We start from the raw sequence: 14,029 nt of genomic DNA, 5'->3' as shown, positions 1-14,029 counted from the left end.
CACAGCTATCAAGGAAGAATCCTACGACATAGCAAGGAGCTAACATGTCAGAACTTGAATCGGTCATCACCCGCAAGCCCCTCCCCTCCCTACGCTTCGAAGGCGGCGAGCACACCGCTATTGGCGATGAGACGCTACTGCGGTTCGTACAGGGCGAGCCCTCTATTCCGGGGGCTCAGGTCAAACTGCATCTGCCTAATGGCCTGGCTTTGACCTATGGCCAGATCATCGCCCTGAGCGGTGATTTCTATGGGATCCCCGGCCAGCCCATCAGCGACGGTGCATCGCCAGCCGAGCGCGTGCAGCGCTTTACCGCCGCGTTCAACTCCCTGGCCACGCTGCCGGCGTCGCGGGACGAAGCGGGCAAAATTCTCGCGGTCATGCAAAAGGAGATCAACGCGGTCAAGCAGGCCATCAAGGAGGGTAAGCAGGCCCATGAAGCCTATGACGCACTCGGAGATACGTTGTCTGAAGAGTGGAACCGCATCACCGGCGGCGGCAGCGTCGTTTCAGCCATGGTGCCCTTGGGGCGCTACCTTAAGCTGGCCGCCGACAACGCCGATCATTTCGGCGAATGGGCGCTGTCAGCCTATCTGGCAGGGCATACCGGCGCCCTGCAACAAGCGGTCGTCGCCCACCAAAGTGGCAGCGACCAGCAATTGGAACTGGCTTATGCCATGAACAGTTTTGCTGATCACTTTTTGACCGACCTGTTTTCCGCGGGGCACCTGCGCGTACCGCGCAAGCAACTGGCTCGCGTAGTCACACCGGGTGAGCTGGGGTCGTTGATCAGCCGCTTTATGCATGACGAAGACAGCAAGTTCGGGCTCAAGGTACGCAACGCACTGGGCGATGAGTGGCACGCCTATGGCGACAAACGCTATTTCGACAGCAATGATGCGGCCAACCGCGCTCAGGTCAAACGCGCGGTGCAGGTCTCGGCCGATGAGATTTTCGAGGCCTATGTCAGTGGCATCCTGCCCTCCCCGGCCACGTACAAGGCACCGCTGTATGTGCCGGACCTGAATGCGGTGAACAACCCGAGCACTAACTTCTCACCGCTGTTCAAGGCCGAGGGCGACAAGGTGCTGCGACGCAAGGACGTCAACAACCTCAACGACAAACAGTGGACGAATGATTGGTGGGGCTGGAGCACCTACCTGCTGCTGCAAAACTACACACCCAATACGCCAGCCTGAAACCAGGCGCAGATGCCGGGACGCCGGCGTCTGCGCCATCGACGAGCATCAGCCGCGCTGCGCCTGCGCCTCTTCATGTGCCTGGCGCAACCGCTCGCGGCTGTTTGTCAGGTGCAGGCGCATCGCCGCTCGCGCCGCATCCGAATCCTGGCGGGCGATCGCTTCGTAAATTTCTTCGTGCTCACGGCTCAGGCGGCTCATGTAGTGCTGCTGGTCATCATGGGCCAGGCGCGCTGAGTTCAGGCGGGTGCGCGGGATAATGCTGGTGCCCAGGTGCGTCATGATATCGGTGAAGTAGCGATTGCCGGTGGACAACGCAATCTGCAGATGGAACTGGAAGTCCGACGCCACTGCATCGCTGGCGTGCGCCGCACTTTCATTCAAGGCATCGAGGGCGGCGCGCATCGCGGCCAACTGTTCGTCGCTGCGACGCTGGGCCGCGAGGCCGGCGGATTCCACTTCCAGGCTGATGCGCAGTTCCAGAATCGCCAACACATCGCGCAACGTCACCACCGTCGCCGGATCGATCCGGAACCCGCTGGGGCTCGGTGTATCCAGCACAAAGGTGCCGATGCCATGCCGGGTCTCCACCTGCCCGGCCGCCTGCAGGCGCGAGATCGCCTCGCGCACCACCGTACGGCTGACCCCATGGGCTTCCATGATCGCCGACTCGGTGGGCAACTTATCCCCACGATTGAGCTGGCCGTCGCGGATCTGCTCGGACAACACCGTGACCAGTTCCTGGGCAAGGCTGCGACGCTTGCGGGGAAGACGCGGGGCGGTGCTGAGGTTTTCCATGGGTAACCAATTATCTCGATGATCTGAAGGCGCATCATAGCCCAAGCAGGTTGTACGATCACCGCTCACCGCGACTTTGTAGCGCGCAAAAAAATACCCCGGCCAAAGCCGGGGCACTTTTTCAGCACGTGCCCGCAGGCGCATGCTCCATCACTTCACCACTTTCAAGCTCGGCCGGCCCGTAGGGCGCGGCGGCTCGGAGTCAGGCGGCGGCAGGTCGTCATCTTCAACTTCGATCGCTTCGTCGTCGTCAAGCGACGACTCCAGATCAAACACCATGCCCTGGCCATTTTCCCGGGCATAAATGCCCAGGATCGCGCCGATGGGCACATAGAGCGTATGGGGTACCCCACCAAAACGCCCTTCAAAGCTGACCGCTTCATTGTCCATGTGCAGTTGGCGTACGGCACTGGGCGAAACGTTCAGGACAATCTGTCCGTCACTGGCAAAACCTTGTGGCACCTGCACCGCAGGAAACTCGGAATTGACCAGCATGTGCGGGGTGCAATCGTTATCCACAATCCACTCATAGAGCGCGCGGACCAGATAAGGTCGACTGGAGTTCATCAACGGCTCCTTAAGCCTTAGCGCATATCACGTTCGACGCCAGACAGACTTGCCTGGAAAGCCTCACGCGCAAACTGGCGCTCCATGTAATCAAGCAGCGGCTTGGCAGGCCGCGGCAATTCAATGCCCAAAATCGGCAAACGCCAGAGTATGGGTAATAGGCAGCAATCCACCAGGCTTTGTTCCTCACTGAGGAAAAAAGGTTTGTCGGCGAACAACGGTGAAACGCCGGTCAGGCTCTCGCGCAATTCCTTGCGCGCCTGCACACGGGCCGCTTCTTTGCTGCGTGTATCCAGAATCAGATCCACCAGCCCACACCAGTCACGCTGGATCCGATGGATCAGCAAGCGGCTGTTGGCACGCGCCACCGGATACACCGGCAGCAAAGGTGGATGGGGGTAACGCTCATCCAGATATTCCATCACCACGGTTGACTCCCACAACGCCAGGTCACGATCGACCAGGGTGGGCAAGCTGCCGTAAGGGTTCACTTCGATCAGTTTCGGCGGATGACGACCCACCTCCACACTGATGATCTCGGCGCTGACACCCTTCTCTGCGAGCACGATGCGTACTCGGTGGGAATAGTGGTCGGCGGGGTCGGAGTAACAGGCCAACCGGTTGGTCACGCCCATGGCGGTCCTCCTCGCTTGTTGAAATTATCGAAAGCTCAAAAACGAGCGCGCCCAGAAAGCATCTCCCGTAACACCTGGATCAACCAGAGCGTTACCCGTTCAGAGACGTCGCTGGGCGCGCAAGATTAACAGCAATTGCCTAAGGTTGGATCAATGCACATCCTTCCAGTATTCACGCTTGAGCAAATAAGCGAATACGAAGAAGAAAGCCAGGTACAGCAACACATAGGTACCGATGCGTTGATGCTCCAGTTTGACCGGGTTGGCGGAGTACGCCAGGAAGGTCACCAGGTTCTTGACCTTCTCGTCGAACTGCTCCTCGTTCAGCGCCCCGCTCTTGGGCACGATGGTCAGTTGATCACAGGCCTCATGGGTCAACGGTGTGCCGGTCAGCGGGTCATATTGCTTCTTGCCGTTTTCCACGACTTGAACCTGCTTGCATCCTACCACCTGACGCCCTTGCAGGCCGACCAGCACGTTAGGCATACCGACGTTCGGGAACACCTTGTTGTTCACGCCCCATGGACGTGTAGGGTCTTCGTAGAACGACTTCAGGTAGCCATACAGCCAGTCGGTGCCGCGTACGCGCGCTACCAGGGTCAGGTCGGGCGGTGCAGCCCCGAACCAGGCCTTGGCGTCGGCCGGTTGCATGCCGATGTTCATGTGGTCACCAATCTTGGCGCCGGTGAACACCAGGTTCTTGAGCATCAGCTCATGGGGGATACCCAGGTCGTCGGCAACCCGCTCGTAACGCTGGAACTTGGCGCTGTGGCAGCCCATGCAGTAGTTGGCGAACGTACGGGCGCCGTCTTGCATGGCAGCCTTGTCAGAAACGTCGATGTCGACTTTTTCCAGTTCCGCGCCGTGCTCGGCCGCGAAGGACAATACCGGCAGGGCAGCAAGAATCAATGCAGCAAATAATTTTTTCATCAGCCAGTCACCCTTTCCGGAACCGGTTTTGTCTTCTCGAGCCGGGTGTAGAACGGCATCAGAATGAAGTAGGCGAAGTACAGGAAGGTGCAGACCTGCGACAACAACGTCCGCTCAGGGGTTGGCGCCAATACGCCCAGCACGCCCAGGATCACGAACGAGATGCAGAACACCCACAGCCAGATCTTGCTCAGCCAGCCTTTGTAGCGCATGGACTTGACCGGGCTACGGTCAAGCCACGGCAACACGAACAGCACGGCAATGGCTGCACCCATGGCGATAACGCCCATGAGCTTGTCGGGGATCGCCCGCAAAATGGCGTAGAACGGCGTGAAGTACCAGACCGGGGCAATGTGTTCCGGGGTCTTGAAGGCGTTCGCCTGTTCGAAGTTCGGCTTCTCAAGGAAATAGCCGCCCATTTCCGGGAAGAAGAACACGATCGAGCAGAACACAAACAGGAACACCACCACGCCGACGATATCCTTGACGGTGTAGTAAGGGTGGAATGGAATGCCGTCCAGCGGAATGCCGTTCTCGTCCTTGTGCTTCTTGATGTCCACGCCGTCCGGGTTGTTCGAACCCACTTCGTGCAGCGCCAGGATGTGCAGCACTACCAGGCCGAGAATCACGATCGGCAAGGCCACCACATGCAAGGCAAAGAAGCGGTTCAGGGTGATGCCCGAGATCAGGTAGTCACCACGGATCCACTGGGTCAGGTCATTGCCGATGACCGGGATCGCGCCAAACAGCGAGATGATCACCTGGGCACCCCAATAGGACATCTGGCCCCAAGGCAGCAGGTAGCCCATGAAGGCCTCTGCCATCAGCGCCAGGTAGATCAGCATGCCAAACACCCACACCAGCTCACGTGGCTTCTGGTACGACCCGTAGAGCAAGCCACGGAACATGTGCAGATAGACCACGATGAAGAACGCCGAAGCGCCAGTGGAGTGCAGCAGGCGCAGGATCGAGCCGTACTCGACATCACGCATGATGTATTCGACGGAGGCGAATGCTTCTTCCGCCGACGGGGTGTAGCTCATGGTCAGCCAGACACCGGTAACGATCTGATTGACCAGTACCAGCAATGCCAGGGAACCAAAGAAATAGAAGAAGTTGAAGTTCTTCGGCGCGTAATACTTGCTGAGATGGTCTTCCCACATTTTGGTGGCGGGGAAGCGCGCATCCACCCAATCCATGAACTTGCTCATTACGCGCTCTCCTTATCGACACCAATGACAATAACGTCGTCAGATTCGTAGTTGTGCGGCGGAACCGGCAGGTTCAACGGGGCAGGCTGGGATTTGTAGACGCGACCGGCCAGGTCGTAGTGGGAACCGTGGCAAGGGCAGAAATAGCCCCCGACCCAGTCCTTGCCCAGATCCACTGGCGCGACTTCCGGGCGGAAGGTCGGCGAGCAGCCCAGGTGGGTGCAAAGACCGACCAGCAGCAGGATCTCTGGCTTGATCGAACGCACTTCGTTTTGGGCGTAGGCGGGTTGTTCGGAATTCTTGGACTCGGGGTCAGACAGCTGGCCCTCGATCTTCTTCAGATTCCCCAGGATTTCCTCGGTACGACGAACGATGAATACTGGCTGGCCGCGCCACTCAGCAATCATCTGCTGGCCTGGCTCGATCTTGCTGACATTCACCTTCACCGGTGCACCTGCGGCTTTCGCCTTGGCACTGGGAAACCATGACCCCACGAACGGGACCGCAGCCCCCACCGCTCCTGCAGCACCCACCACGGATGTGGCTGCTACCAAGAAGCGACGCCGGCCTGCATTCACGCCGTCATTGCTCATTCAGTCCTCTCCCATCAGCTTTTTGGCCTGTTAAATCAGGCGTCTACTAAGTATTAAATCTGAACTTATAAAAATTTTGCCGAATGGTAATGAAAAGCCCCACCTCTGACAAGGTAATTACCCGGAGCCTAAGCCCCAAGCCTTGTAGTATAGGGGGTCTACGGATGTGGCAAGTTGTCACACAGAAAAAACCCGCACAAAACGCGGGCAATAAAAAACGCCCAGCTCCGTGAGGAGGCTGGGCGTTTTTGTGGAACGTAAAGCGAATTAACGCTTCGAGTACTGCGGACGCTTACGCGCTTTACGCAGACCGACTTTCTTACGTTCAACTTCACGGGCATCACGAGTCACGAAGCCAGCTTTGCGCAGAGCGCCGCGCAGGGTTTCGTCGTACTGCATCAGAGCGCGAGTGATACCGTGGCGGATTGCGCCAGCTTGACCACTTACACCGCCACCGATAACGGTGACGTAGATGTCGAACTTTTCAACGGTCTCGGTCAGTTCCAGCGGCTGACGAACTACCATGCGGGCAGTTTCGCGGCCGAAGAAGTTGTCCAGAGTGCGGTTGTTGATCGAGATGTTACCAGTGCCCGGACGCAGGAAAACGCGTGCGGTTGCGGTTTTGCGACGGCCAGTGCCGTAATTTTGAGTCGCCGACATAATGAACTATTCCGTTAAAACTTCAGTTCTTGGGGCTGCTGAGCAGCATGAGGGTGAGCAGCGCCCGCATAGACTTTCAGCTTGCGATACATGTCGCGACCCAGTGGGCCCTTCGGCAGCATACCTTTAACCGCGATCTCGATCGGGGCTTCAGGCTTCTTGGCAATCAGGCCTTCGAAGTTCGAAGACTTGATACCGCCTGGGAAACCGGAGTGACGGTAGTACATTTTGTCGCTTGCTTTGTTGCCGGTTACACGAACCTGCTCAGCGTTGATGATTACGATGTAGTCACCGGTATCAACGTGAGGGGTGTACTCAGGCTTGTGCTTGCCACGCAGACGGCTGGCGACTTCAGTGGCCAGACGACCCAGGGTCTGACCAGCGGCGTCGACGACAAACCAGTCGCGCTGAACTGTTTCCGGTTTTGCAGTAAAAGTTGTCATTCTTTAATAGCCTCAGGGGCCGCCCTGTAAATTAGACGGCGGATCTTACTGAATAGTGCGTACTTTGACAAGTCAAAGGCAGCCGGATACAGACGCTATCGGGGGCTCGGGTCAGCGCGTCCGTTCAACGGCAAGATTCTTCGGCAGGCGGCGCATCACTTCCACTGCAGAAAGAGGTGGGCAATTATGCAGATTGCGAAAAAAAATTCAACCTGCTTTTATGATTGTTTTCCCGAAGGAGCACCCGATGAAGTATCGACAGCTGGGCCGGACCGATCTGAACGTGAGCGAGATCTGCCTCGGGACCATGACCTGGGGTGAGCAGAACACCGAGGCAGAGGCCTTCGCGCAGATTGAGCGGGCCAAAGGCGCGGGGATCAACTTCCTCGATACCGCAGAGATGTACCCGGTGCCGCCCAAGGCCGACACCTATGCCACCACCGAGCGCTACATCGGCAATTACTTCAAGAGCCGTGGCGACCGCGCCGACTGGATCCTCGCCAGCAAGATCGCCGGCCCCGGCAATACCATCGACTACATCCGCGATGGCCACCTCAAGCACAACCGCAAACATATCGTCGACGCCCTGGATGCCAGCCTCAAGCGCCTGCAGACCGACTGGATCGACCTGTACCAGTTGCACTGGCCGGAACGCAGCACCAACTTCTTCGGCCAACTGAGCTACAAGCACCAGGAAGAGCCCGACCTGACGCCCCTGGAAGAAACCCTCGAAGCCCTCGACGAGCAGGTCAAGGCCGGCAAGATCCGCCACATCGGCCTGTCCAATGAAACGCCCTGGGGCACCATGAAGTTCCTGGCCCTGGCCGAGGCCCGTGGCTGGACCCGCGCAGTGTCGATCCAGAACCCCTACAACCTGCTCAACCGCAGCTTTGAAGTGGGCCTGGCGGAGATCGCCATCCGCGAGCAATGTGGCTTGCTGGCTTACTCGCCCCTGGCGTTCGGCATGCTCAGCGGCAAGTACGAAGGCGGCGCACGGCCGGCCAAGGGCCGCTTGAGCCTGTACAGCCGCTTCAGCCGCTACTTCAACCCGCAATCGGAAGCCGCGTGCAGCCGTTACGTGGCCCTGGCCCGCGAGCACGGCCTGGACCCGGCGCAGATGGCCTTGGCGTTTGTGACGCAGCAGCCGTTTGTGACCAGCAATATCATTGGCGCCACGACGCTTGCGCAGTTGGATAGCAACATCGCCAGTGCCGACCTGAAGCTGTCGAAAGAGGTGCTGGAGGGGATTGAGGCGATTCAGAAGGATCATCCCAACCCTGCGCCTTGATTGACCTTTAGGCCGCCTTCGCGAGCAAGCCCGCTCCCACATTCGAATGTGTTCACACATCAAAATGTGGGAGCTGGCTTGCCTGCGATAGCGCCCTCAAAAGCACTAAAGATTCAAAGCGCCCGCGCAATGATCTCCTTCATGATCTCGTTGGTCCCCGCATAAATGCGCTGCACGCGCGCATCCGCCCAGGCCCGGGCGATCGGGTATTCCCACATGAAGCCGTAGCCGCCGTGCAACTGCACGCACTCGTCGAGCACCTTGCATTGCAGGTCAGTGGTCCAATACTTGGCCATCGCCGCCGTAGGCACGTCCAGCTTGCCTTGCAGGTGCTGTTCCAGGCACTTGTCGACAAACACCCGGCCGATCTGCACCTCGGTGGCAATCTCCGCCAGCTTGAAGCGGGTATTCTGAAAGTCCGCAATCGCCTTGCCAAACGCCTTGCGCTCGCGGGTGTAGTCCAACGTCCATTGCAATGCAGCTTCGGCCGAGGCCAGGGCGCCGATGGCCACGGTCAGGCGCTCCTGGGGCAATTCCTGCATCAGGTAGGCAAAGCCCATCCCCGCCTGGCCCAGCAGGTTCTCCTTGGGCACGCGCACATCCTGAAAGAACAGCTCGGAGGTGTCCTGGGCCTTCATCCCGACCTTTTCCAGGCGCTTGCCCTTGTCGAACCCCGGCGTATTGGCCTCGACCAGAAACAGGCTGGTGCCTTTGGCGCCAGCCTTGGGGTCGGTCTTGGCCACCACAATCACCAGGTCCGCCAGGAAGCCGTTGGTGATAAAGGTCTTGGAGCCGTTGATCACATATTCGTCGCCATCCAACACGGCGGTGGTCTTGACCCCTTGCAGGTCGGAGCCGGCGCCCGGCTCGGTCATGGCAATCGCGGTGACCATTTCCCCGGACACCAACTTGGGCAAGTACTTGTGCTTCAGCGCCTCGCTGCCGTAATGCAGGATATACGGCGCAACAATGTCCGAATGCAGGGAGAAGCCAATCCCGGTCAGCCCCAGGCGGCCGATCTCTTCGATCACCACGGTGCTATAGAGAAAGTCGGCGCCCAGGCCGCCGTATTCTTCCGGCAGATGGGAACAGAGCATGCCCGCCTCCCCCGCCTTGCTCCACAGATTGCGATCAATATGCCCCTGCTTTTCCCATTGCGCATGGAACGGCACCGCGTCCTTTTCAAGGAAGGTGCGCACGCTCTGACGGAAGAGTTCGTGCTCGGAGCTGAACAAGGTTCTGGGAATCATGGGTCACCTGCGTCGATTGTCAGACAAAAACAAGATCACAGAGCCTAAGCTGCACGGACGTCACAGGACACTGGACACATGCGACAAAAAATAAGACGATCCAGCCGTTAGTTGACCACTTTCCCCTATAAGAATAATCGAAATTATGTCTAGCCTCGTCTCCACGCCCCTGCGGCGCGTCAGCATTTTGGCCATTGATCGGGTGTTTGCTTCAACCCTCATGCAAGCCAAGGATTTTTTCCACCTCGCCAGCCTGCGTTACGGCAAACAGCAAGGCCTGGGCCTCACGCCAGCCTTTGAAACCCGCCTTGTCAGCCCCGACGGGCAACCGGTATGTAGCTTCAGCGATGTGATCATGCCGGTGGACGGCGGCCTGGAAAACGCCGACATCATTGTGCTCCCAGCCTTCTGGGATGACTTCGACGCCCTGAGCAAACGCTACCCGCAGATCCTGCCATGGCTGCGTGAGCAGCATGCCCGGGGTGCAGTGCTGTGCGGTGAGGCCACCGGGGTGTTCTGGCTCGCCGAAGCCGGCCTGCTTGATGGCAAGGAGGCGACCACCTACTGGCGCTTCTTCAATGCGTTCAGCGAGCGCTTCCCCAAGGTCCAGCTCAATCAGGACAAGCACCTGACCGACGCCGACAACCTGTACTGCGCCGGCGGCACGACATCGGCCTGCGATCTTTATATCTATCTGATCGAGCGTTTCTGCGGCGCCAACATCGCCCAGGCCGTGGCCCGCGACATTCTCTACGAAGTGCAGCGCAGCTACGCACCGGGGCGCATCGGGTTTGGCGGGCAAAAGCTGCACCAGGACGTGATCATCCTGCAGATCCAGCATTGGCTCGAAGAGCACTTCGCCGACAAGTTCCGCTTTGAAGACGTCGCCCGCGAACACGGCATGAGCATCCGCAACTTTATGCGCAGGTTCCAGACCGCGACCGGCGACAAGCCGCTGCACTACCTGCAACGCCTGCGGATCGAGACCGCCAAGGGGTTGTTGTCGGGCAGCCGCAAGAGCATCAAGACCATCAGCTACGAGGTGGGTTACGACGATGCGAGCTTCTTTGCGCGGCTGTTCAGGCAGCACACGGAGTTGTCGCCGAACCAGTATCGCCAGCAGTTCCAGCAGGCCGCCTAACTAAAGCCGGGCACAATCAAATGTGGGAGCGGGCTTGCTCGCGAATGCGGTGTGTCAGTTAACGAATAAGTCGACTGATACACCGCATTCGCGAGCAAGCCCGCCCCCACATTTTGGTTCGGTGTTTGCCTAAGGCTTGTGCGCCCGCGCCAGGAACTCGTGGGACTGCATTTCCAGCAAACGACTCAAGGTGCGCTGGAATTCGAAGTTCAAGCGACCGCCGGTGTAGAGGTCCTTGAGTTCGACTTCAGCTGAAATGATCAGCTTGACGTTACGGTCGTAGAACTCATCGACCATGTTGATAAAGCGCCGGGCGATGTCGTCGGTGGTGACGCTCATTTGCTCCACGCCACTCAAGATCACGGCATGGAAGATCTTGCCCAGTTCAATGTAGTCGTTCTGGCTGCGCGGGCCGTCGCACAGTTCGCGGAAGTCGAACCAGGCCACGTCGTCACAGGTGCGCAGGGCGATGATCTGGCGATTTTCGATGATCAACTTATCGTTTTCCACCGCCTGGGTGCATTCCGGCGTCAGCGCGCGAAAGCTCTTGCGCAGGCTTTCATGGGCCGCTTCGTCGAGGGGGAAGTGGAACAGTTCCGCCTGCTCAAGGTGACGCAGACGGTAGTCGACGCCGCTGTCGACGTTGACGATATCGGTGTGCTGCTTGATCAGGGCGATGGCCGGCAGGAAGCGCGCGCGTTGCAGGCCGTCCTTGTACAGGCCGTCGGGCACGATGTTCGAGGTGGCGACCAGGGTCACGCCGTTCTTGAACAACTCTTCCATCAGGGTGCCAAGGATCATCGCGTCGGTGATATCGGACACGAAGAACTCATCGAAGCAGATCACCCGCGCCTCTTGGGAGAAGCGTTTGGCGATGATGGTCAGCGGGTTTTTCTCGCCGTGCAGGGTCTTCATCTCTTCGTGCACACGCTTCATGAAGCGGTGGAAGTGCGTGCGCGATTTTTCCTTGAACGGCAGCGCTTCGAAGAAGGTATCGACCAGGTACGTCTTGCCCCGGCCCACGCCGCCCCAGAAATACAGGCCCTTGACCGGCACCTGGTCTTTCTTGCCAAACAACTTGCTGAGCATCCCGGGCTTGCTCTGCGAGGCCGCGACCAGGTCTTCGTACAGGCGCTGCAAATGGCGCACCGCCGTTTCCTGGGCCGCATCATGGAAGAAGTCGGGGCGCTTCAGATCAGCTTGATATCGTTCTAGGGGCGTCATAATTTCGTTAGCAAGGCAACAAAAACGGGCCGTCACTGTAACGACGGCCCCGGATAATGGCAATCAACCCTTGGTCGGGTCAGTCCTCGATGGGGGTCAATGCCACACGCACAGCTTCGATGGCGGCATCCCGCGCAGCCGCATCGGCAAAGGCCGGGCTGTCGGCGACACAGGCGCCTTCGAGCCACACACTGAAGCCCAGGGCCTCACTGCGCACATCCAGCGCCTGTCCGGACTGCAACTGCTTGGTGGCAGCACCCGCCGCCTTGCCGTCGGCAAAGTTGCGCGACAACAGCAGTTGCTCGCCGTCAGCCGCCAGCAGGCGGAAACGGAAGCTGCCGTCGTCTTCACGGAAGCTGACAAACCGTGCGGCCTTGACTGCCTTCTTCTTGACGCTGGCAGCTTCGCTCGCCTGGTTGACGAACGAACGCAGGCCCACGGCTTCGCGCAGCTCTTGCAGGAATGGAGCGGCCACGGCGCGGGCTTTCTTGGCGCCGACCAGCAACAGGTCTTCCATGTCCGAAGGGCGCGACATCAATTGATGGTAGCGCTCGCGGGCTTCGCCCAACTGGCCGTCCAGCAGTTGGAACAGACGGTTCTTCGCCTCGCCCCAACCCAGGCCATCGAGCAGTTCGCGGCGCAGTTGCTGTTCCTGTTCAGGGGTGGCGAACGCCTGGTACAAGGTGAACAGGTGCGAGTTGTCCGGATCCTTGGCCTCACCCGGCGCGCGGGAGTCGGTGACGATCCGCGAGATCGCGTCCTTCATGTCCTTGGCGGTGGTGAACAACGGGATGGTGTTGTCGTAGCTTTTCGACATCTTGCGCCCATCCAGGCCCGGCAAGGTGGCGACGCTTTCTTCGATCAACGCCTCGGGCATGGTGAAGAACTCACGGCCCTTGCCAAACAGGTGGTTGAAACGCTGGCCGATATCACGGGCCATTTCCACGTGCTGGATCTGGTCGCGGCCGACCGGCACCTTGTGCGCGTTGAACATCAGGATGTCTGCTGCCATCAGCACCGGGTAGCTGTACAGGCCCATGCTGATCCCGGCATCCGGGTCTTCGCCGTTTTCCAGGTTCTTGTCCACCGAGGCCTTGTAGGCGTGGGCGCGGTTGAGCAGGCCCTTGGCCGCGACGCAGGTCAGCAGCCAGGTCAGCTCGGGGATCTGTGGGATATCGGACTGACGATAGAACGTCACCCGGTTCACATCCAGGCCACCCGCCAGCCAGGTCGCGGCGATTTCCATACGCGAGCGCTGGATGCGCTGCGGGTCATCGCACTTGATCAGGGCGTGGTAGTCGGCCAGGAAGTAGAACGAATCGGCATTGGCATCCTGGCTGGCGAGGATCGCCGGGCGGATGGCACCGGCGTAGTTGCCCAGGTGCGGGGTGCCGGTGGTGGTGATGCCGGTGAGGATACGGGTACGAGTCGTCATGGGTAATCGCTTATCAGACTGCTATCAATTCGAAAGGCGCGGCAGCACCAGATCCTTGAGATCGGTGAGCTTGCCATGAAAAAAGTGCCCGCATTCTGCCACTTTCAGCAGCTCATGGGGGCGTTTCAGGGCCGCGGACCAGTCGTAGACGGTCTGCGGGTCGACCACTTCGTCGGTTTCCGGCTGGATCAGGGTCAACGGGCAGTCCTGTGGCAGCACGTCCTCATCACGCAAACGCATGACCGCCGCAGCCACCATGAACAGGTGCGCGAGTTTTTCGCCCTTGGCTTCCAGGCGCCCGCCCAGGCTTGCAGCAACAAAACCACCGAACGAGAAACCCAGCAAGGTGATGGGCAGGCCCGGGTGCTTTTCACGCAGCCAACCGGCCGCCGCTTCGGCGTCGTCCACTTCACCACTGCTCATGTCGTGGGTACCGGCACTGGCACCCACGCCACGGTAATTGAAACGCAAAGTAATCAAACCGGCATCGCGGGCGGTGCGCTGCAAGGTCGATACGACTTTATTGAGCATGGTGCCGCCCTGCACCGGGTTGGGGTGGCAGATCAGCGCCAGGCCACGTGGCTCGGGGTGATCCAGATACAGGGCTTCCAATTGGCCTACCGGGCCATCGATCAAAACGGGGGTTTCACGCATG

At 59.4% G+C, this 14,029-nt stretch carries 15 protein-coding genes; 3 read left to right on the top strand and 12 right to left on the bottom strand.

Features of this window, described 5'->3' with window-relative positions; genetic code table 11:
• The first annotated feature begins 44 nt into the window (after positions 1 to 44).
• Positions 45 to 1,199: a phospholipase gene (locus HKK57_RS14415; RefSeq protein WP_169390325.1), complete on the top strand. Its 1,155-nt coding sequence runs from the start codon at positions 45 to 47 to the stop codon at positions 1,197 to 1,199.
• Between the two features lie 48 nt (positions 1,200 to 1,247).
• On the opposite strand, the gene HKK57_RS14410 is transcribed toward HKK57_RS14415, so the two are convergent.
• From HKK57_RS14410 to rplM, 8 genes are all read right to left on the bottom strand, one after another.
• Positions 1,248 to 1,997, bottom strand: coding sequence for a FadR/GntR family transcriptional regulator (locus tag HKK57_RS14410; RefSeq protein WP_029291897.1), 750 nt, complete (start codon positions 1,995 to 1,997; stop codon positions 1,248 to 1,250).
• Positions 1,998 to 2,147: 150 nt separating this feature from the next.
• Positions 2,148 to 2,564 (bottom strand): ClpXP protease specificity-enhancing factor, encoded by a 417-nt coding sequence (locus HKK57_RS14405; protein WP_029291899.1) that lies wholly within the window; start codon positions 2,562 to 2,564, stop codon positions 2,148 to 2,150.
• 17 nt (positions 2,565 to 2,581) lie between these two features.
• Entirely contained in the window at positions 2,582 to 3,199 is a 618-nt protein-coding gene (locus tag HKK57_RS14400) for a glutathione S-transferase N-terminal domain-containing protein (protein ID WP_027604841.1), read from the bottom strand.
• Between the two features lie 150 nt (positions 3,200 to 3,349).
• Complete coding sequence (locus tag HKK57_RS14395; protein WP_029291902.1) at positions 3,350 to 4,129, bottom strand: cytochrome c1; 780 nt, start codon at positions 4,127 to 4,129, stop codon at positions 3,350 to 3,352.
• Complete coding sequence (locus HKK57_RS14390; RefSeq protein WP_003188526.1) at positions 4,129 to 5,340, bottom strand: cytochrome b; 1,212 nt, start codon at positions 5,338 to 5,340, stop codon at positions 4,129 to 4,131. The genes HKK57_RS14395 and HKK57_RS14390 overlap by 1 nt, the downstream gene beginning before the upstream one ends.
• Complete coding sequence (gene petA, locus HKK57_RS14385) at positions 5,340 to 5,933, bottom strand: ubiquinol-cytochrome c reductase iron-sulfur subunit (protein WP_029291905.1); 594 nt, start codon at positions 5,931 to 5,933, stop codon at positions 5,340 to 5,342. Before petA ends, HKK57_RS14390 begins: the two co-directional genes overlap by 1 nt.
• 267 nt (positions 5,934 to 6,200) lie before the next feature.
• Positions 6,201 to 6,593 (bottom strand): 30S ribosomal protein S9, encoded by a 393-nt coding sequence (gene rpsI / locus HKK57_RS14380; protein WP_003171743.1) that lies wholly within the window; start codon positions 6,591 to 6,593, stop codon positions 6,201 to 6,203.
• Positions 6,594 to 6,607: 14 nt separating this feature from the next.
• Positions 6,608 to 7,036, bottom strand: coding sequence for a 50S ribosomal protein L13 (gene rplM, locus HKK57_RS14375; RefSeq protein ID WP_029291908.1), 429 nt, complete (start codon positions 7,034 to 7,036; stop codon positions 6,608 to 6,610).
• A 247-nt stretch (positions 7,037 to 7,283) separates the two neighbouring features.
• Here rplM and HKK57_RS14370 point away from each other — a divergent pair, with 247 nt between their 5' ends.
• Positions 7,284 to 8,324, top strand: a complete 1,041-nt coding sequence (locus HKK57_RS14370) for an NADP(H)-dependent aldo-keto reductase (protein WP_029291910.1) — start codon at positions 7,284 to 7,286, stop codon at positions 8,322 to 8,324.
• A gap of 113 nt (positions 8,325 to 8,437) precedes the next feature.
• Here the strand turns inward: HKK57_RS14370 and HKK57_RS14365 are convergent, their stop codons facing one another.
• Positions 8,438 to 9,574 carry an acyl-CoA dehydrogenase family protein gene (locus tag HKK57_RS14365; protein WP_029291912.1) on the bottom strand — a complete coding sequence of 379 codons (1,137 nt, stop codon included), beginning with the start codon at positions 9,572 to 9,574 and terminating at the stop codon, positions 8,438 to 8,440.
• A gap of 220 nt (positions 9,575 to 9,794) precedes the next feature.
• Here HKK57_RS14365 and HKK57_RS14360 point away from each other — a divergent pair, with 220 nt between their 5' ends.
• Positions 9,795 to 10,715 (top strand): GlxA family transcriptional regulator, encoded by a 921-nt coding sequence (locus HKK57_RS14360; RefSeq protein ID WP_169851207.1) that lies wholly within the window; start codon positions 9,795 to 9,797, stop codon positions 10,713 to 10,715.
• A gap of 129 nt (positions 10,716 to 10,844) precedes the next feature.
• Here the strand turns inward: HKK57_RS14360 and zapE are convergent, their stop codons facing one another.
• The 3 genes from zapE to HKK57_RS14345 all read right to left on the bottom strand — a co-directional run bounded on the left by zapE (position 10,845) and on the right by HKK57_RS14345 (position 14,028).
• Positions 10,845 to 11,939 (bottom strand): cell division protein ZapE, encoded by a 1,095-nt coding sequence (zapE, locus tag HKK57_RS14355; protein ID WP_029291916.1) that lies wholly within the window; start codon positions 11,937 to 11,939, stop codon positions 10,845 to 10,847.
• A 79-nt stretch (positions 11,940 to 12,018) separates the two neighbouring features.
• A complete protein-coding gene (locus HKK57_RS14350; protein WP_169390324.1) occupies positions 12,019 to 13,374 on the bottom strand; it encodes a tryptophan--tRNA ligase in 1,356 nt (451 codons plus the stop codon).
• 24 nt (positions 13,375 to 13,398) lie between these two features.
• Positions 13,399 to 14,028, bottom strand: a complete 630-nt coding sequence (locus tag HKK57_RS14345; protein ID WP_029291919.1) for an alpha/beta hydrolase — start codon at positions 14,026 to 14,028, stop codon at positions 13,399 to 13,401.
• Between the last annotated feature and the right edge of the window lies 1 nt (position 14,029).

The organism is Pseudomonas sp. ADAK21 (genome assembly GCF_012935735.1).
GTDB lineage: Bacteria > Pseudomonadota > Gammaproteobacteria > Pseudomonadales > Pseudomonadaceae > Aquipseudomonas > Aquipseudomonas proteolytica.
This window is presented reverse-complemented; position numbering and strand designations above follow the sequence as displayed.